Genomic DNA, 17,852 nt, shown 5'->3' on the forward strand with positions numbered 1-17,852 from the left:
ACAAAAGCGAGAGGGGACGGTCAGTCCCGCAGGGTGCCGATCCAGTTCTTCAGCAGGCGGATGCCGGCCTCGCCCGATTTCTCCGGGTGGAACTGGGTCGCGGAGAGCGGTCCGTTCTCGACAGCGGCGAGGAACGGTCCGCCATGTTCCGCCCAGGTGAGCCGGGGCCGCGGGAACGGCGGCGTGACCTCGAGCGTCCACTCCTGGGCGGCGAAGGAGTGCACGAAGTAGAACCGCTCGTCCTCGATCCCGGCGAAGAGGCGCGAGTCCGGGTCGGGGGTGACGGTGTTCCAGCCCATGTGCGGCAGGATCTTGGCGGGCAGCTGGGCGACGGTGCCTGGCCATTCGCCGAGTCCCTCGGTGTCCGAGCCGCGTTCGACGCCGTGCTCGAACAGGACCTGCATGCCGACGCAGATGCCGAGCACCGGCCGTCCCCCGGCGATGCGGCGGTCGACGATCTCGTCGCCGCGCACGGCGGTGAGGGCGCTCATCACGGCGCTGAACGCTCCGACGCCGGGCACGACGAGGCCGGAAGCCTCGAGGGCTGTGCGGCGGTCGCTCGTCAGGGTCACGTCGGCGCCGGCGAGTTCGAGAGCCTTGACGGCCGAGTGCACGTTTCCCGTGCCGTAGTCGAAGACGACGACGCTCGTCACAAGGCGCCCTTGGTCGAGGGGATGCCGGAGACGAGCGGGTCGTAGGCCTTGGCCTGGCGGAACGCGCGGGCGAAGGCCTTGAATTCGGCCTCGGCAATGTGGTGCGGGTCACGACCGCCGAGCACGGTGACGTGCACGGTGAGGGCCGCGTTGAATGCGATCGCCTCGAAGACGTGGCGCACCATCGAGCCGGTGAAGTGCCCGCCGATGAGGTGGAACTCGAAGCCGGCAGGCTCCCCGGTGTGCACGAGGTACGGACGGCCGGAGATGTCGACGACAGCCTGGGCGAGGGCGTCGTCGAGGGGCACGAGCGCGTCGCCGTAGCGGGAGATGCCGGACTTGTCACCGAGCGCCTGCCGGATGGCGAGTCCGAGCACGATGGCGACGTCTTCGACGGTGTGGTGCACATCGATCTCGATGTCCCCCGACGCCCGCACGGTTAGGTCGGTCAGGGAGTGCTTGGCGAACGCGGTGAGCAGGTGGTCGTAGAACGGCACCGAGGTGTGAATGTCAGAGACGCCGGTGCCGTCGAGGTTGATCGTCAGGTCGATGCTCGACTCGCTCGTCTCCCGCTGCAGGTGCGCGATGCGGGCCTGTGCGGTCGATGACTGTGCGGCCGGTGACTGTGAGCTCATGCGGCTAGTTTATTGGCCCGGGCGGTTACGCGTGGCCCAGTGCTTCGAGGGCGTCGAGGAATACGCTCGTCTCGCGCTCGGTGCCGGCCGTGACCCGCAGGTGGCCGGGGATCCCGACGTCGCGCACGAGGATGCCCTCGGCGAGCAGAGCCTCGAAGGTTCCGCGCGGGTCGGAGACCCCGCCGAACAGCACGAAATTGCTCCAGCTCCGCAAGGGGCGGTAGCCCAGCCGGTGCAGTTCGGTGACGAGGCGGTCGCGCTGGCCGCGGATGTCGTCGACCATGCGCAGCATCTCCGTCGTGTGCGCGAAAGCGGCGACGGCCGCGGCCTGGGTCAGCGCGGAGAGGTGGTACGGCAGGCGCACGAGCCGCAGCGCATCCGTCACGGCCGGGTCGGCGGCGAGGTAGCCCACCCGGGCCCCGGCGAACGCAAAGGCCTTGCTCATCGTGCGGGAGACCAGCAGGCGTTCCCGGCCGGGCAGCAGGGTGAGAGCGGATGCCGTCCCCACCGGAGCGAATTCGGCGTAGGCCTCGTCGACGACCACGATGCCGTCACAGGCGTCGTAGACGGCGGCGATCACTTCGAGAGAGAGCGGGGTGCCGGTCGGGTTGTTCGGGGAGCACAGGAAGACGAGGTCGGGATTGACCCGGTTGACCCAGTCGACGGCGCGCTTCGGGGTGAGTTCGAAGTCGGCGTCGCGGTCACCGGCGACCCAGCGCGTTCCGGTTCCCGAGGCGAGCAACGGGTACATCGAGTAGGTGGGGGCGAAACCGAGGAGGGTGCGTCCCGGCCCGCCGAAGGCCTGCAGCACCTGCTGGAGAACCTCGTTGGAGCCGTTGGCGGCCCAGATGTTCTGACGGGTGAGACCGTGTCCGAGGTAGCGGGCCATCGCCTCGCGCAGTTCCGTGAATTCCCGGTCCGGGTACCGGTTGATCCCCCGGATCGCGGCGGCCAGTGCTGCGGCGATGTCAACGGCCACGTCCTCGGGGATGCCGTGGGTGTTCTCATTCACGTTGAGTGCGACCGGCACGTGCAGCTGCGGCGCCCCATAGGGAGTGAGCCCGCGAAGATTGTCGCGGAGGGGCAGGTCGTTGAGACTGGTCACTCCCCCCATATTACCGATGGGCCTCAGCACCGGCGGGTCATATTGCCCGTGGTTCAGTATTCGGCTTGCTCAGTACTCCGGTGCTTCAGTATCCGACTTGCTCACTATCCGGCTTGCTCAGTATTCGGCCGGGAGGGCCAGTCGTTGGCCCGGCTGCACGCTCTCAGAGGGCAGCTGGTTCAGGTTGACGATCTCGGCGATCACCTCGCGCGGATCGGCAGAGGGGGCGATGCGCTCGGCAAGCTGCCACAACGACTGGCCCGACTGGATCGTGACGTAGTCGAACGTCGTCGCACTTCCGCCCGTGTCGGCGCTCATGCTGCTGCCGCTCAAGGTGCTGCCGTCTGCGGCGGCGAGTCCGCCGTTGAGGGCGAGGGCAAGCGCGCCGACGACGAGGGGGACGCCGGCGATCGCGGTCAGCACGGCACGACCGCGCCGGGTGATGCGCAGCCGGGTGTGCGCCCCCGGGGCCAGCTCGATTGTTGTGTTCATGTCTGCCTCCTGTGTATTCGTATCCGGCTCTCGGCCGGGAGAGCCGGATACGAAGCTATGTTCCGAATATATATTCGATTGTTCGAACAATCAAGACTTTCTCCGGTTATTATCGGGGTGAAGTACACGACACACTCGAATGAATGTCTGTACTTCGCCCCAAGCTGGTTACAGTTTCGATTGACTGGTGTGAACTCAACCAGCGACCACTGACATTTGGATACGGTCGCCTCACGGCATCCGCCGGGGCGACCGCCCGCCACCGCCCACCGCCACCGACAGGAGCGACATCGTGACCCAGGACAGCGTGACCCCGGACAGCGTGACCCCGTTCACCGGCAGTTCCCCCGAACGAGGCGGAACACGTCGGAGGAAGAGCCTCAGCGACAAGCAGCGCGCGATCATGGACGTGATCCAGCGATCTGTCGGCCAGCGCGGCTATCCACCGAGCATGCGGGAGATCGGTGACGCCGTCGGCCTGTCGTCGCTGTCGAGCGTCACCCACCAGCTCAACCAACTCCAGCTGAGCGGCTACCTGCGCAGGGACCCGAACCGGCCCCGGGCGCTCGAGGTCCTGATCGAGCTGCCGCAGTCGCCAGAGGACACCGCGGCCGGCGCCGCGGAGAACTTCCAGCAGGGAACCCCGGTGGGCGACGCGGCAATGGTGCCGCTCGTCGGGCGGATCGCGGCCGGTGTTCCGATCATGGCCGACCAGCAGGTCGACGAGATCTTCCCGCTCCCGCGCCAGCTTGTCGGCAAGGGCGAGCTGTTCATGCTCAAGGTCGTCGGCGAATCGATGATCGACGCCGCGATTATGGACGGCGACTGGGTCGTCGTCCGCCAGCAGAAGACCGCGGAGAACGGCGAGATCGTCGCCGCGATGCTCGATGGCGAGGCGACGGTGAAGGTCTTCCGGCAGCGTGACGGCCACACCTGGCTGCTGCCGAGGAACACCAACTTCGAGCCGATCCTCGGTGACCACGCCGAGATCCTCGGCAAGATCGTCGCCGTCCTGCGGTCCCTGTAGTCCCCTGTAATTCCCCCGTGCGCGCCAACTGCGCCGCTTCGCGCCAGGCATGCCTGGCGCGAAGCGGCGGAAATGGTGCATCTCGCGCGGTGGGTGTTCGCCGCGAAGAGGATCAGGCGAGGGCGGGGATGCCTGCGGCGAGGCGGGCGCGCACGATGCGGGTGGCCTCGATCATGTTTCCGAGAGACTCGACCGTCTCCGTGTAGCCGCGGGTCTTGAGCCCGCAATCCGGGTTCACCCAGACCTGACCGGTCGGGATGGCGGCGACGGCACGGTCGAGCAGCTCCGTCAGCTCGGCAACGCCCGGCACCCGCGGCGAGTGGATGTCGTAGACACCCGGGCCGATGCCGTGGTCGAAGCCGTTGGCCTGGATGTCCGTCACGACCTCCATCCGGGAGCGGGCCGCCTCGATGCTCGTCACGTCGGCGTCGAGAGCGCGGATCGCCTCGAGCACGACGCCGAACTCGGAGTAGCAGAGGTGGGTGTGGATCTGGGTCGCGTCCTGCACCCCGGCGGTCGCGAGCCGGAACGAGCCGACGGACCAGTCGAGGTAGTCGGCGTGGCCGGCCTTCTTGAGCGGAAGCAGTTCGCGCAGGGCCGGCTCGTCGACCTGGATGATGCCGATTCCGGCGGCCTCGAGGTCGGCGATCTCGTCGCGGAGGGCGAGAGCGACCTGGCGCGCCGTCTCGCCGAGGGGCTGGTCGTCGCGCACGAAGGACCAGGCGAGGATGGTGACCGGTCCGGTCAACATGCCCTTGACCGGCTTCTCCGTCAGCCCCTGCGTGTAGGTCGACCACTCGACGGTGATCGGTTTCGGGCGGGAGACATCGCCCCACAGGATGGACGGGCGGGTGCAGCGGCTGCCGTAGGACTGGACCCAGCCGTTCTCGGTGACCGCGAAGCCGTCGAGGTTCTCGGCGAAGTATTGCACCATGTCGTTGCGCTCGGGTTCGCCGTGCACGAGCACGTCGAGGCCGATCTCCTCCTGCAGGGCGACGACCCGGGCGATCTCCGCGCGCATCAGGTCGCGGTATTCGGCTGCGCTGAGCACTCCGGTGAGGAAGCGGGCGCGGGCACGGCGGATCTCCCCGGTCTGCGGGAAGGAGCCGATGGTCGTCGTCGGCAGGAAGGGCAGCGCGAGTGCGGTCTCCTGGGCGGCGAGCCTGTCGGCGTAAACGCCTCGGCTGTACGAGGCGTCCGTGAGCTCCGCGGCACGGGCCCTCACGGCACCGTCGCGGACGCCGGGGGCGGCGCTGCGGGCGGCGAGTGCGGCGGTCGCGGCGTCCAGTTCGGCCGTGATGGCCTCCCGACCGTCGGCCAGGCCGCGGGCGAGGGTCACAACCTGGCCGACCTTCTCGTCGGCGAAGGCGAGCCAGCTCACCAGTTCGGCGCCGAGCGCGGTCTCGTCGGCGACGGTGTGCGGGACGTGCTGGAGGCTCGTCGAGGTCGAGACGGTGACCCGCGCCGACAGGGTGCCGGCCCCGGTGAGCTGAGCGAATGCATCCGCCAGGTCACCGCGCCAGATGTTGTGCCCGTCGATGACACCGGCGACGAGGGTCTTCCCGTCGAGCCCCTGGGCCGTCTCGGGGAGCGTGCCGCGGACGAGATCAAGGCCGATGGCCTCGATCGGTGCGGCGGCGAGTACGGGGAGGGCGTCGCCGAGGCTACCGTAGGGAGCGGCGACGAAGATCGCCGGGCGCTGGGCGAGGTGCCCGAGAGTCCCATACGCCCACTGCACGGCGCTGAGGGTCTCAGCGCGGGGCACGTGGATGCTCTCGCTGACGAGGCCGGGTTCGTCGAGCTGCACCCACTCGGCACCGGCGGCGGCGAGGCGCTGCAACAAGGTCGCGTACACGGGAATGAGGTCCTCGATCCGGTCGATGGGCTCGAAGCCCGCGGGGGCTTCGTCGCTCGGCTTGCTGAGCAGCAGGAAGGTGACCGGCCCGACGATGACGGGCCGGGTCAGGTAGCCGGCCGCGCGTGCCTCCTCGAATTCGCTCACGATGCGGTCACTCGAGAGGGAGAACTCCGTTTCCGGACCGATCTCGGGCACGAGGTAGTGGTAGTTCGAGTCGAACCACTTGGTCATCTCGAGCGGGAGGCTGTCCCCCTCGCCGCGGGCGAGGGTGAAGTAACCGGCGAGGTCGATGTGCCCGTCGGCGTCGACGAGTCCGGCGAAGCGGGCGGGCACGGCGCCGACCGCGCACAGCGCGTCGAGCATCTGGTCGTAGTAGGAGAACGACTCCGGGATGGCGGAGTCGGTGCGGCCGAGGCCGAGGGCGGCGAGGCGGTCGCGGGTGGCCTGGCGGAGTCCGGCCGCGGCGGCCTCGAGTTCGGCGGCGCTCGACGTGCCGGCCCAGAAAGATTCGACGGCCTTCTTGAGTTCGCGGCGCGGGCCGATGCGCGGGTAGCCGAGGATGGTGCCTGCGGGGAACGGGGCAGTGCTGGTCATAACGTTTCCTTTGCGGTTGGGCGGTGCAGCGGATGCTGGCGGGTGGTGTGTGGGGCGGATGCCGCGGCGGGCCGGGTGCTTTCTGGCGCGACGGAAACCCGAGGCGCCCGTACGGCGTTCGGCGGAGCGGGAGCGATGATGGCGATGGCGACCGGGGCAGGGCGCCAGGCCGGGTTACACGATCGTGGGCAGTGCCGTCGGCGTCCGGACCGGAGCCGGCGCGCCGAGCAGGCCGCAGCCGTCGAGTACCTCCAGTACGGTTTCGTGCTGGTTGAAGGCGTAGAGGTGCAGCCCGGGGGCGCCGCCGGCGATCACCTGGCTGGCGAGGTCGACGGCGTGCTGGATGCCGATCTCGCGCTGTCCCTCCTTGGTCGGTTCGATCTCGAGCCGGATGGACAGGTCTGCGGGCATCTGCTCACCGGAGAGTTCGATGATCCGCCGCAGCCTGGCCGGGCTGGTCACCGGCATGATGCCGGGCAGGATCGGGAAGAGCACTCCGGCCTCCCTGGCGCGCTGGACGAAGCTCAGGAAGTGGTCGGCGTGGAAGAAGAGCTGGGTGATGCCGAGGTTCGCGCCCGCGGCCTGCTTGGCGAGCAGGGTATCGATATCCTGCGCCGATGAGCGTGACCGGGGGTGGCCGTTCGGGAACGCCGCGACGGCGATCCGCACCTTCTCGTGGCCGGGCTTGACGGCGCGTGCGGCGGGGATACCGGGGATGATCGTCTCGCGGTATGGCGATTTCTCGGCCTGAACCCGGTGGATGAGCTGCACGAGTTCGGCGGCGCTGCCGAAGTCGCCGAGGAACGCCTCGCCCTCCTTCGTGCCGGCAGGCGGGTCGCCGCGGAGGGCGAGGAAGCTGCGCACTCCCGCGTCGAGGAACTCGCGGATCAGCCGGTTCGCCTCGTCGTGGGTGGAACCGACGCAGGTGAGGTGGGCCATCGCTTCGACGTTCGTCGTGCGGAGGATGCGGCTGAGCACGTCGAGCGAGGAGCGGCGTGAGGATCCGTTGGCTCCGTAGGTGACCGAGAGGAAGTCGGGGCCCGCCGCCGCGAGATGGTCGATCGTCGTCGCGAGAGCGGATGCTGCAGCATCCGTCTTGGGCGGATACAGCTCGAACGAGAAGGGGATGCGCCGTGTGCGGGCGGAGTCCGTTGGAGTGGACATTCATTCCTCATTCGACAGTAGCCAGTGTGTGCACTGAATGGCCGGGCGGCCGCGGACCGCCAGGAAGCCCTGGCGGGTGTTCGCGGGCGGGTGCCGGGCTCGGCTGTCGCACCATGCCGGCGGAAGAAATCCGTCGGCAACGATTGAAGAAAACTCTAGCAATCCCTTAATCGGATTGCACGAGTGTGACCGTTCGTTACCTGGTTCCGCTTGCGACGGCGGGCACAGCGGCCACCGGTGCGACGGCGAACGGTGCGAACTGGGACTGGATCTCCGTCGTAACGAGGGCGCGCACCCGGGTGCCGGTTTCGGCGTAGTCCGTCGTGAGCACCGTGCCCTGGGCGTGCAGCATCGCGATCAGGTCGCCGCGCTCGTAGGGAATGAGCAGGTCGAGTTCGATGGAGGGGCGCGGAAGCAGTCCGGCGATCGCGGCGAGCACCTCCTCGACGCCCTCACCCGTGCGAGTGGAGACGAAGATGCCCTTCGGCCAGAGGCCGCGCAGCACGAGACGATCGTCGTCGGTGACGAGGTCGCTCTTGTTGAAGACGACGAGCTCAGGGATCTCCCGGGCGCCGACCTCACCGATGACCTCGCGGACCGTCGCGAGCTGGCTCGCCGGGTCGGGATGGGAGGCGTCGACGACGTGCACGATGACGTCGGCGTCGGCGACCTCTTCAAGGGTCGACCGGAAGGCCTCGACGAGTTGGTGCGGCAGGTTGCGGACGAAGCCGACGGTGTCGGTCAGCGTGTACAGGCGCCCGTCGCTCGTGGTCGACTTCCGCACGGTCGCGTCGAGCGTGGCGAAGAGGGAGTTCTCGACGAGCACGCCGGCCCGGGTGATCCGGTTCAGCAGGCTCGACTTGCCGGCGTTCGTGTATCCGACGATGGCGACGGAGGGCACGGCGTTGCGCTTGCGGTTGGCGCGCTTGGCCTCGCGGGCTGGCTTCATGGCCAGGATCTGCTTGCGCAGCCGGGACATCCGGGTGTGGATGCGACGACGGTCGAGTTCGATCTTCGTCTCGCCGGGGCCGCGGGAACCCATTCCGGCACCGGTTCCGCCGACCTGGCCACCGGCCTGGCGCGACATCGAGTCGCCCCAGCCTCGGAGGCGGGGCAGCAGGTATTCGAGCTGGGCGAGTTCGACCTGGGCCTTGCCCTCCCTGCTCTTGGCGTGCTGGCTGAAGATGTCGAGGATCGTGGCGGTGCGATCGATGACCTTGACCTTGACGACGTCCTCGAGGGCGCGTCGCTGGCTGGGCGCGAGTTCGGTGTCGGCGATGACGGTGTCAGCGCCGAGGGCCTTGACGATGCCGGCGAGTTCCTGCGCCTTGCCCTTGCCGAGGTAGGTGCTCGTGTCCGGGGTGGCGCGGCGCTGCATGAGGCCGTCGAGCACGGTGGCGCCCGCCGTCTCGGCGAGGGCAGCGAGTTCGCGCATGGAGTTCTCGGCGTCCGCGACGGTGCCCTGGGTGTACAGGCCGATCAGAATAACGTTTTCGAGGCGCAGCTGCCGGTATTCGACCTCGGTGACGTCCTCGAGCTCGGTGGAGAGGCTGGGAACGCGGCGGAGGGCGTTGCGGTCTTCGCGGTCGAGCTGGGCGCCGTCATGGCCGTCATCGTGTTCGTCGGAGCGGGGCTCGGCGTCGAGGGCCTGGGCGCTCCCGCTGCGGAAGAGGGAATAGCCGGCGGCCTTGGAATCGGCACTGGCAAGGACCCGTGCCACAACATCGTCGTCCGGGGTTTCAACTGGTTCAATCATTCCTTTAACCTTACTTCCTCGAAGAGCGGTAGGTTCCCTCTATGCCCTCCGACCATTACTTCACCCCTGCACCCGACAGTAAGCTCAGGCTGCAGCAGGTGACCGTGCACCTGGGAGGCCAGGCGCGGGAGGTCACGACCGCCAACTCGGTGTTCAGTCCCGACCACATCGACACGGGCACCAAGGTACTCCTCGAGAACACGCCTGCGCCGCCGCCGGGGGGCGACTTCCTCGACCTCGGCTGCGGCTGGGGTCCGATCAGCTTCCACCTCGCGCTCGCTTCGCCGCGCGCCACGATCTGGGCGGTCGACGTCAACGAACGCGCCCTCGACCTCGTGCGGCTGAATGCCGAGAAGCTCGGGCTGACGAACATCACGGCCGTCACACCCGACCAGGTTCCACCGCACGTGCAGTTCCGCACGATCTGGTCGAACCCGCCGATCCGGGTCGGCAAGAACGAGCTGCACAACCTGCTGAGTAGCTGGCTACCGCGCCTCGAGCCCGATTCGGATGCCTGGCTCGTCGTGCAGCGCAACCTCGGCTCCGATTCCTTGCAGCGCTGGCTCGACGGCGAACTCCCCCGCGACTTCGCGGTCTCCCGTTTCGCGATCAGCAAGGGCTTCCGTGTCCTCCGCGTCAAGCGCCACGGCGACCCCACCCTCTAACCGTTCGCGAAAGCGGGTGAATCGGCGGTTAGCCGCGATCTAACCGACGATTCACCCGCTTTCGCGGGAGGGGGGTCAGTCCAGGCGGAAGACTCCGTCGTAGACGAGCTCGGCCGGCCCGGAGAGCGCGACGTGCTCGCCGTCCTCTGCCGGGAACATCCGCACGCCGAGCGTGCCGCCGGTCACCTCGACGCGCCACTGGTTCGGGGCTCCCGCGCCCGCCCAGTGCCGGGTCGCGAGGGCGGCCGCTGCGGCCCCCGTGCCGCAGGAGAGCGTCTCGCCGCTTCCGCGTTCGTGGACGCGCATCCGGATGTGCCCGACTCCGTCGACGATCAGGGGGTCGCCGGGCACCACGAATTCGACATTGGCACCGTCAGCGGGTTCGGGGTCGAGCTGCGGAATGTAGCCGAGGTCTGCGCTCTCGAGTTCGCCGAGGTCTGCGAGGGCGACCACGACGTGCGGGTTGCCGACGTTGATCCCTAGGCCGGGCCGGGCGACGGCGAGGTTCCGGGCACGCACGAGCGGTTCGCCGCCGTCGAGCCGCCAGCGGCCCAGGTCGACCTGGTAGCCCGCAGCGTTCCGCTGGACGTCACGGACGCCCGCGCGAGTTCCGACGACGAGGGTGTCCCCGCCGGGCACGTCGGCGAGGCCCTGTTCGGCGAGGAACCGGGCATAGACACGGATGCCGTTGCCGCACATCTCGGAGAGGGTACCGTCGGCGTTCCAGTAATCCATGAACCACTCGGCCTGGTCGTCCTCCGCGAGGGCTGCGGCGCCGGCCTCGAGGCTGCGCGAGCGGACCGCGCGGATGATGCCGTCCGCGCCGATGCCGAAGCGGCGGTCGCAGATCGCGCGGATCTGCGCCGGGGTCAGTTCGATCTGCCCGTCGGGATCGGCGAACAACACGAAGTCGTTGCCCGTGCCCTGGCCTTTGGTGAAGTTGAGATCGATGCCCATCAGACCAGTGTAGGGAGCAGACCCGGGACTCCCGACCCGGGCCGCGAGTCCCGAGGGACGACGGCCGCTCTCGACGACTCGCGCCCGGCATCCGCCGCCCGAACCGATTCGACGGAGATCCTGCCCGGAAAGCGCTTCAAACGTCGTCTCACGTGCCCAAAACGCACAATCTCCGTCGAACTGGTTCGGGCGTCAGAGGTGCGAGCGGGCGGCCGCGACGCGGTCGGGGGCGTCGTAGTCGATCCAGTGCGTGTCCTGTGAGCGCTTGAACCAGCTGACCTGCCGTCGGGCGTAGCGACGGGTGAGCTGTTGGGTCTGCTCGATCGCCTCGGCCTGGCTGAGCCGGCCGCTGAGCTGGCCGAGCGCCTGCGCGTAGCCGATGGCGCGGCTCGCGGTCACCCCGGTCTCGAGGCCGGCCGGGATGAGGCCACGGACCTCGTCAAGGAGCCCGCCGGCCCACATCCGGTCGACACGGGCATCGAGGCGCGCGGTGAGTTCCTCGCGGGGCGCCCGCAAGCCGAGGGTCACGGCCGGACGCCAGTACACGGGCTCCCCCGGCAGGGCGGCGAGGTGCGGCGCTCCGGTGAGTTCGACGACCTCGAGCGCGCGCACGAGGCGGCGGCCGTTGCTCGCGCCGATCCGGGCGGCGGCGCCGGGGTCGACGACCTTCAGGCGCGCATAGAGCACGCCGGGGCCCTGCTCGACGAGGTCGGCCTCGAGCCGGGCGCGCAGTACCGGGTCGGTGGCCGGAAACTGGAAATCGAAGACCACGGAGGAGACGTAGAGCCCGGATCCGCCGACGAGGATGGGCACGGCCCCGCGGGCGGCGATGTCCTCGATCGCCGAGCGGGCCTCGGTCTGGTAGCGGGCGACCGCGGCCTCGTCGGTCACGGCGAGCACGTCGAGCAGGTGGTGCGGGATTCCCCGCTGCTCGTCGGCTCCGAGCTTGGCGGTGCCGATGTCCATGCCGCGATAGAGCTGCATGGCGTCGGCGTTGACGATTTCGACCGGGGTGCCCTCTGCCGTGAGGCTCTCGGCGAGGTCGAGCGAGAGCTCGCTCTTGCCGGTGCCGGTCGGTCCGACGATGACGACAAGCACCCGGTTAGCGCTCACCGTCGTCGACGGAGTAGATCGGTACGGTCGAGCTGGCATTGACGGCAGGGATCCGGCCGGCAGCGGTCGGAACGGCGGGCACCGGGGCCGGGCCCTGAGCCGCGGCGGAGGGCGCCGCAAGATGCGGAGTGGCAGAGCGCGGCGTTGCAGAGTGCGACGCGGTGTGCGGGGCCGCGGGACGGAGGCCGAGGGTGGGCATCCCGAGCGAGACGGCACCACCCGCGGAGGCACCTGCGTGGCTCGGCACGCCGCAGGCATCCGCTTCGGCACGGTCCCAGGCGTCGCCGGCCATGGTCCGGCGGATGCGCAGCGGCGCCCCGTCCGGGGAGTCGGCGATCAGGTGGAACGGTGCGGCCTGGGTCACCGTCACTGTGACGAGGTCCCCGGGACGCGGGCGCTCCGAACCGTCCGGCACGTCGAAGTGCACGAGGCGACTGTCAGGCGCACGCCCGCTCATCCGATGGGTGTCCGAGTCCTTGCGGCCCTCCCCGTTCGCGACGAGGAGTTCGAGCTCCCGCCCGATCACGGCCTGGTTCTCTTCCCACGAGATGCGTTCCTGCAGTGCTGCGAGGCGCTCGTACCGGTCCTGGACGATCTCCTTGGGCACCTGGTCGGCCATCTCCGCGGCCGGTGTGCCCGGGCGGATCGAGTACTGGAAGGTGAAGGCCGTCGCGAACCGTGCCCGTTCGACGACCCTGAGGGTCTCCTGGAAGTCCTCCTCTGTCTCGCCGGGGAAGCCGACGATGATGTCGGTGCTGATCGCCGCATCGGGCATCCGCGCCCGAACCCGGTCCAGGATGCCGAGGAAGCGGTCGGATCGGTAGGACCGGCGCATGGCCTTGAGTACCCGGTCGGAACCGGACTGCAGCGGCATGTGCAGCTGCGGCATCACGGCGGGAGTGTCGGCCATGGCCTCGATGACGTCGTCGGTGAACGCGGCGGGGTGCGGGCTCGTGAAGCGGATGCGCTCCAGTCCCTCGATCTTCCCGGCGGCGCGGAGGAGTTTGCTGAAGGCGAGCCGGTCGCCGAATTCGACGCCGTAGGAATTGACGTTCTGGCCGAGCAGCGTGACCTCGATGGCGCCGTCGTCGACGAGGGCCTGGATCTCGGCGAGGATCTCGCCCGGCCGGCGGTCCTTCTCCTTGCCGCGCAGGGCGGGGACGATGCAGAAGGTGCAGGTGTTGTTGCAGCCGACGGAGATGGAGACCCAGCCGCTGTAGCTCGAGTCGCGCTTGGTCGGCAGTGTCGAGGGGAAGGTCTCGAGGGCGTCGAGGATCTCGAGCTGGGCCACGCCGTTGTGCCGGGCGCGTTCGAGCAGGCTCGGCAGCGCACCCATGTTGTGGGTTCCGAAGACGACGTCGACCCAGGGCGCCTTTCCGAGGATGACGTCCTTGTCTTTCTGGGCGAGGCAGCCGCCGACGGCGATCTGCATGCCGGCGTGGCGCCGTTTGATCGACGCGAGCTGACCGAGGTTGCCGTAGAGCTTGTTGTCGGCGTTCTCGCGCACCGCGCAGGTGTTGAGCACGACGATGTCGGCTTCGGCCCCGTCGGCGGGAACGTACCCGGCGGCCTCGAGGGAACCGCTCAGCCGTTCGGAGTCGTGCACGTTCATCTGGCAGCCGAAGGTGCGCACCTCATAGGTGCGCGCCCGGCCGTCGTCGTCGCGCGCCGCCGACGACGGGGCGATCAGGGTCTTCGTGCTCATGGTCATAGTGACTCCAGTTTACGCGACCGCGCCGGACCTTCCCGATGCGGCCTACTGGAACCGCACGCCGGACGAGCCGCCGCCGTTGCGCGAGTCAAGCGCGGCCTGGACCGCTTCGCGCACGACCGAGGACGGGTAACCCTTGCGCATCAGGAAGGCATTGAGCCGTCGATCGATGGTGCGATCGTCGAGACGGCCCAGCTGCTGCACGCGCTTGATCGCGACCTCGATGGCCCGTTCGGTCTCGTCGTCGGGCATGGCGTCGAGCGTCTCCGCGATGAGTTCTTTGTCGAGGCCGCGGCGGCGCATCTCAACCTGGACGCCGGAGCGCCCGAGGCCCTTGCGCTCGTGCTGGCTGTAGACGATCTGCTCGGCGAGCTTCGCTTCGTCGAGATAGTCGAGGCGGATGAACCGTTCGACGATCTCTTCGATCTCGCTCTCCGGAAGGTCGAGTCCGACGAGCACGCCGCGGGCCTCGGAAATGGACAACGAGCGACCGCGAAGCCGCTGCAGGAGGACCTGCTCGGCGTGTTCGCTGTCCGGGTCGACGCCCGCTGCGTCGAGGTCCACGGTGTCGAGATCCACGGTGTCGAGATCCACGGTGTCGAGATCCACGGTGTCGAGATCCACGGAGCCGACCTCAGAAACGTCCCCGGCAGAGGAGGATGCCTGGGCGCCCGGCAGGTAGCTCACCGTCGCGAGCGTGCCCCGGCGCTTGACCGGGGCTCCGGTGGCCGGCGCGGCAGCCGGTTTGATGTCCGGCTCGGCCTTGGGCTCGAAGTGCACCATGCCTACGCGCCCTTCCGGGCGGCGAGCCTGGCCTGGGTGGTCTTCGGCTGAGTCACGTCATGCCCTGCCGCCGCACGGGCTGCGGTCGCGGCTTCCTTCGCGGCGAGCTCCGTCGCGGCTTCCGCGGCGGCGGCGGCCTTCTTGGCAGCTGCGCCTTCCGGCGAGATACCGAGCTTGAAAAGGATCTTGCTCTCGATCTCGTTGGCCATGTCCGGGTTCTTCAGCAGGAAGTTACGGGAGTTCTCCTTGCCCTGCCCGAGCTGGTCGCCGTCGTAGGTGTACCAGGCGCCGGACTTCTTCACGATGCCCTGTTCGACACCGAAGTCGATCAGGCTGCCCTCGCGGGAGATGCCGATGCCGTAGATGATGTCGAACTCGGCCTGCTTGAAGGGCGGCGCCATCTTGTTCTTGACGACCTTGACCCTGGTGCGGTTACCGACGGCTTCTGTGCCGTCCTTCAGAGTCTCGATCCGGCGGATGTCGAGGCGAACCGAGGCGTAGAACTTGAGCGCCTTGCCGCCGGCGGTAGTTTCCGGGCTGCCGAAGAAGACACCGATCTTCTCGCGGAGCTGGTTGATGAAGATCATCGTGGTGTTGGTCTGGCTGAGCCCGCCGGTGAGCTTGCGGAGGGCCTGCGACATCAGCCGGGCCTGGAGGCCGACATGGGAGTCGCCCATCTCGCCCTCGATCTCGGCGCGGGGCACGAGGGCGGCGACGGAGTCGATGACGATGAGGTCGATCGAGCCGCTGCGCACAAGCATGTCGGCGATTTCGAGCGCCTGCTCCCCCGTGTCGGGCTGGGAGACGAGGAGGGCGTCGATGTCGACGCCGAGCTTCTTCGCGTAGTCAGGGTCGAGCGCGTGCTCGGCGTCGATGAACGCGGCGATGCCGCCGCCCTTCTGGGCGTTGGCGATGGCGTGCAGGGTGAGCGTGGTCTTACCGGAGGACTCCGGACCGTAGATCTCGACGATGCGCCCGCGCGGGAGCCCGCCAATGCCGAGGGCCACGTCCAGTGCGATCGAACCGGTGGAAATGGTTTCGACCGGTGCCCGGTCGTCACTGCCGAGGCGCATGATCGAGCCCTTGCCGAACTGGCGGTCGATCTGGGCGAGCGCGGTGTCGAGCGCCTTCTCGCGGTCTGCTGCTGATGCCATGGTGGGTCTCCTTCGGTCGTGCGTTTCGGCGCCTATAGGCTGTCGCGAAACACTCACCGGGAGGACCCCGGTGCGTGCTCTGGGACAAGGCATTCGCTGTCTGTCACTGACGAAGGCGACTGTACGCCGCACCCCCGACATTGATCGGGAAGCGCCACGACGGTGGACACTTCTGCACTGACTTCTGCTGGTGAGGAGCCTACCAAAGGTCGAACACGTATTCGAGCACCGACGCGCCGAAACGGGTGCGTCGTCGAAGTCCGGAGAAAGACTACGGGCGCGGCGCCGGCACCCCTGCGCCGAACCAACGGCCCTTGGGCACGTCGGTCTCTGCGCACAGCGCGAGCCAGACGTCGCGCGCCGGAACACCGCCGGCCAGGGCCTGGTCGGCGGTGTTCCCGAGCGAGGTGAGCACGAGGTCGCGGGTCAGCACACGACCGTACGACTCACCGAATTCGTCTTTCAACGCCTGACGGAATTCACTGAGTCTCACGAAGCCACCTCAACGGCGGGAAAGGAGGGGACGGGGAAGGCCGGGGTCAACGAACCATCATGCCGGTGTCGTACGTCGCGACGAGCTCGTCGGGAACGGTGTCGGGGAAACGGTCGATTCCCTCGATGACGGCGAGGCGGTCTCCCACCTCACGCATGATGACCGAGATCGGGGTGTCCAGCGCGTCAGCGACAGACGCCAGAATCTCGGATGACGCTTCCTTCTGGCCGCGCTCCACTTCGCTCAGGTAACCCAAGGCCACGCTGGCCTTGCTGGCAACCTGACGCAGTGTGCGCCCTTTCTGCAGTCGGAAGTCCCTGAGCACATCGCCGATTTCCTGTCGTACAAGAATCATCGGAACCTCCTTCTCGTACTTATCAAGTACAGCTATTTGGGTCATGCCGGTGGCGGATGGACAACAGTACTACATCCATCCGACTCCTGCAGACTACCCAGAGCGACTGGGGTTTGCTTGTGAATATGTACTGTGTAACCCAGCGTTTACGCGAACTATTCCGTCGGTATCGTGGCTATCAGCCCACCCACAGCTTCGACGGCTGCCCGAACCGTTTTCGCCCGGATCGCGGCACGGTCACCGGTGAGGGCGAGCAGGACCGCCGTGGATTCGGCTCCGATCGACAGGCCGAGATAGACCGTCCCCGGTTGCCGGTCACCTTGGGGGTCCGGGCCGGCGACACCGGTCGTCGCGATCCCGATATCCGCGCCGCGGCCGCCGAGGGTGAGCCGCCTGCGCGCGCCCGCGGCCATCTGGCGCGCGACCTCCGGGTCGACGGGGCCGTTCGCGGAAAGGAGTGCGGGGTCGACGCCGAGGAGGGTGTGCTTGAGTTCCGTCTGGTACGCGACGATTCCGCCGGCGACGACGACGGATGCCCCGGGGATCCTGATGAATTCGGCGGCGAGCGCTCCCCCGGTCAGGGATTCGGCCACGGCGATGGTGAGGCCTCGCCGGGTGAGCTCGAAGATCAGGGCCGCGGTCGGATCATCCGCTTCGGCCACATTCACCGTCACATCGGTCGTATCGGGCACATCGGTCGGATCGGGCACATCGGTCGGATGGATGGTCACGGCAGGTCAGCCGTCTTTGCGGGACTGGCGCGAGACTCGCCGGGCTGCGACGAGGTAGTCGATACCGGTCGACACGGTCAGCCCGAGCGCGACGGCCATGGCCGCATAGTTGACCCAGCGGATCCAGTCGCCGAGCACAAGCCAGAGCGGCACGAGGAAGAGCGAGATCGCGACGGACTGCATGATGGTCTTGAGCTTGCCGCCGCGGGAGGCCGGGATGACCCGGTCGCGGAGCATCACGAAGCGGAACGCCGTGATGCCGAGCTCGCGTACCAGGATCACGATCGTGACCCACCACCACAGTTCGCCGAGGATCGAGAGGGCGACGAGCGCTCCCCCGGTGAGCACCTTGTCGGCGATCGGGTCGAGCAGCTTGCCGAGGTCGGTGACGAGGTTGTACTTGCGGGCGATCGCGCCGTCGATCCCGTCGGTGGCGATCGCGAGGATGAACAGCACGGCGGCGGCCCAGCGCAGCGCGCCGTCCTGGCCGGCGTCGGCGAGCAGCATCCAGATGAACAGCGGGGCGAGCAGGATCCGTACGACCGTGATCAGGTTGGGCAGGTTCCAGTTGCTGGGGTGTGCGGCGCGTTCGGACGCTGTTGCCAT

At 68.4% G+C, this 17,852-nt stretch carries 18 protein-coding genes; 2 read left to right on the forward strand and 16 right to left on the reverse strand.

What is annotated here, in order from left to right:
• Positions 1–20: 20 nt before the first annotated feature.
• From hisH to RCH22_RS09835, 4 genes are all read right to left on the reverse strand, one after another.
• The gene (gene hisH / locus RCH22_RS09820; protein WP_322136131.1) at positions 21–653 is read right to left on the reverse strand and encodes an imidazole glycerol phosphate synthase subunit HisH; all 633 of its coding nucleotides are present in this window, start codon (positions 651–653) and stop codon (positions 21–23) included.
• On the reverse strand, positions 650–1,288 hold the full coding sequence (gene hisB, locus RCH22_RS09825; RefSeq protein WP_327013811.1) for an imidazoleglycerol-phosphate dehydratase HisB: 639 nt from the start codon (positions 1,286–1,288) through the stop codon (positions 650–652). The genes hisH and hisB overlap by 4 nt, the downstream gene beginning before the upstream one ends.
• A gap of 25 nt (positions 1,289–1,313) precedes the next feature.
• A complete protein-coding gene (locus RCH22_RS09830; RefSeq protein WP_327013812.1) occupies positions 1,314–2,402 on the reverse strand; it encodes a histidinol-phosphate transaminase in 1,089 nt (362 codons plus the stop codon).
• A gap of 108 nt (positions 2,403–2,510) precedes the next feature.
• Positions 2,511–2,885, reverse strand: a complete 375-nt coding sequence (locus tag RCH22_RS09835; RefSeq protein ID WP_327013813.1) for a LysM peptidoglycan-binding domain-containing protein — start codon at positions 2,883–2,885, stop codon at positions 2,511–2,513.
• Between the two features lie 322 nt (positions 2,886–3,207).
• On the opposite strand from RCH22_RS09835, the gene lexA reads away from it, so the two are divergent.
• Complete coding sequence (gene lexA / locus RCH22_RS09840; RefSeq protein WP_327015495.1) at positions 3,208–3,912, forward strand: transcriptional repressor LexA; 705 nt, start codon at positions 3,208–3,210, stop codon at positions 3,910–3,912.
• A 112-nt stretch (positions 3,913–4,024) separates the two neighbouring features.
• Here lexA and metE read toward each other — a convergent pair whose 3' ends face one another.
• The 3 genes from metE to hflX all read right to left on the reverse strand — a co-directional run bounded on the left by metE (position 4,025) and on the right by hflX (position 9,284).
• On the reverse strand, positions 4,025–6,364 hold the full coding sequence (gene metE, locus RCH22_RS09845; protein WP_327013814.1) for a 5-methyltetrahydropteroyltriglutamate--homocysteine S-methyltransferase: 2,340 nt from the start codon (positions 6,362–6,364) through the stop codon (positions 4,025–4,027).
• A gap of 174 nt (positions 6,365–6,538) precedes the next feature.
• Positions 6,539–7,528, reverse strand: a complete 990-nt coding sequence (locus tag RCH22_RS09850; protein WP_134559734.1) for a methylenetetrahydrofolate reductase — start codon at positions 7,526–7,528, stop codon at positions 6,539–6,541.
• A 196-nt stretch (positions 7,529–7,724) separates the two neighbouring features.
• Positions 7,725–9,284, reverse strand: a complete 1,560-nt coding sequence (hflX, locus tag RCH22_RS09855) for a GTPase HflX (RefSeq protein ID WP_327013815.1) — start codon at positions 9,282–9,284, stop codon at positions 7,725–7,727.
• A 41-nt stretch (positions 9,285–9,325) separates the two neighbouring features.
• On the opposite strand from hflX, the gene RCH22_RS09860 reads away from it, so the two are divergent.
• Positions 9,326–9,949 (forward strand): methyltransferase, encoded by a 624-nt coding sequence (locus tag RCH22_RS09860; RefSeq protein ID WP_327013816.1) that lies wholly within the window; start codon positions 9,326–9,328, stop codon positions 9,947–9,949.
• Between the two features lie 75 nt (positions 9,950–10,024).
• On the opposite strand, the gene dapF is transcribed toward RCH22_RS09860, so the two are convergent.
• The 9 genes from dapF to pgsA form a co-directional block, all read right to left on the reverse strand.
• Positions 10,025–10,906, reverse strand: coding sequence for a diaminopimelate epimerase (dapF, locus tag RCH22_RS09865; RefSeq protein WP_327013817.1), 882 nt, complete (start codon positions 10,904–10,906; stop codon positions 10,025–10,027).
• 192 nt (positions 10,907–11,098) lie between these two features.
• Positions 11,099–12,058: a tRNA (adenosine(37)-N6)-dimethylallyltransferase MiaA gene (gene miaA / locus RCH22_RS09870; RefSeq protein ID WP_327013818.1), complete on the reverse strand. Its 960-nt coding sequence runs from the start codon at positions 12,056–12,058 to the stop codon at positions 11,099–11,101.
• Complete coding sequence (gene miaB / locus RCH22_RS09875) at positions 12,009–13,724, reverse strand: tRNA (N6-isopentenyl adenosine(37)-C2)-methylthiotransferase MiaB (RefSeq protein WP_327015496.1); 1,716 nt, start codon at positions 13,722–13,724, stop codon at positions 12,009–12,011. Before miaB ends, miaA begins: the two co-directional genes overlap by 50 nt.
• A 51-nt stretch (positions 13,725–13,775) precedes the next feature.
• On the reverse strand, positions 13,776–14,513 hold the full coding sequence (locus RCH22_RS09880; RefSeq protein ID WP_327013819.1) for a regulatory protein RecX: 738 nt from the start codon (positions 14,511–14,513) through the stop codon (positions 13,776–13,778).
• A gap of 2 nt (positions 14,514–14,515) precedes the next feature.
• Positions 14,516–15,667: a recombinase RecA gene (recA, locus tag RCH22_RS09885; RefSeq protein ID WP_327013820.1), complete on the reverse strand. Its 1,152-nt coding sequence runs from the start codon at positions 15,665–15,667 to the stop codon at positions 14,516–14,518.
• A gap of 271 nt (positions 15,668–15,938) precedes the next feature.
• Positions 15,939–16,160: a DUF3046 domain-containing protein gene (locus RCH22_RS09890; protein WP_327013821.1), complete on the reverse strand. Its 222-nt coding sequence runs from the start codon at positions 16,158–16,160 to the stop codon at positions 15,939–15,941.
• Positions 16,161–16,206: 46 nt separating this feature from the next.
• Positions 16,207–16,515, reverse strand: a complete 309-nt coding sequence (locus tag RCH22_RS09895) for a helix-turn-helix domain-containing protein (RefSeq protein ID WP_134446949.1) — start codon at positions 16,513–16,515, stop codon at positions 16,207–16,209.
• A gap of 155 nt (positions 16,516–16,670) precedes the next feature.
• Positions 16,671–17,246 (reverse strand): CinA family protein, encoded by a 576-nt coding sequence (locus RCH22_RS09900; RefSeq protein ID WP_327013822.1) that lies wholly within the window; start codon positions 17,244–17,246, stop codon positions 16,671–16,673.
• Between the two features lie 6 nt (positions 17,247–17,252).
• Positions 17,253–17,852, reverse strand: a complete 600-nt coding sequence (gene pgsA, locus RCH22_RS09905; RefSeq protein ID WP_327013823.1) for a CDP-diacylglycerol--glycerol-3-phosphate 3-phosphatidyltransferase — start codon at positions 17,850–17,852, stop codon at positions 17,253–17,255.

Origin of the sequence: Cryobacterium sp. GrIS_2_6, from assembly GCF_035984545.1 — a bacterium.
Classification (GTDB): domain Bacteria; phylum Actinomycetota; class Actinomycetes; order Actinomycetales; family Microbacteriaceae; genus Cryobacterium.